Source organism: Streptomyces sp. AC627_RSS907, assembly GCF_019049165.1.
On the sequence record NZ_JAGMUE010000323.1, the window covers coordinates 1 to 596 of the forward strand.

1 protein-coding gene is annotated in these 596 nt (G+C 73.7%); it reads right to left on the minus strand.

Annotated elements, in window-relative coordinates:
* Nucleotides 1-596 (minus strand): helicase-related protein (locus KUM32_RS35515; protein ID WP_302185222.1); only part of this gene is annotated, 596 nt, incomplete at both ends.

Sequence of the window (596 nt, forward strand, 5' to 3'; positions counted from 1 at the left end):
GGCCTGCGAGATCGGCTCGATGGGCAGCCGCTGCACCTTGGTGCGGTGGCTGTAGCGCGAGATGCGGGCGGTGCCGGGGTCGATCACGTACCGGATGCCGGGGACGGTGAGCGAGGTCTCCGCCACGTTGGTGGCGAGCACGACGCGGCGGCCGGTGTGGCGCTGGAAGACCCGGTGCTGCTCGGCGTGCGAGAGGCGCGCGTACAGCGGCAGGATCTCGGTGTTACGCAGCTTCTTCTTCTCCAGCGCGTCGGCCGTGTCGCGGATCTCCCGCTCGCCGGAGAGGAAGACGAGGATGTCGCCCTCGCCCTCGCGCTGTAGCTCATCCACGGCGTCGCAGATGGCGGTCACCTGGTCGCGGTCGCCGTCCTGGCCGCCCTCTTCGAGAAGCGGCCGGTAGCGCACCTCGACCGGGTACGTACGCCCGCTGACCTCGATGATCGGCGCACCGGCCGGCTCGGCACCGGCCCCGGGGGCGGCGGGCGCCGCGCCAGAGCTGGAGGCGTCGGCGGTGGGCGCTTCGGCGGTGGGCGCACTCGACGTACTGGCCACGTCCGGGGCGCTGGGCGCGTCGTCCCGCGTGCGCCGGCTCGCGC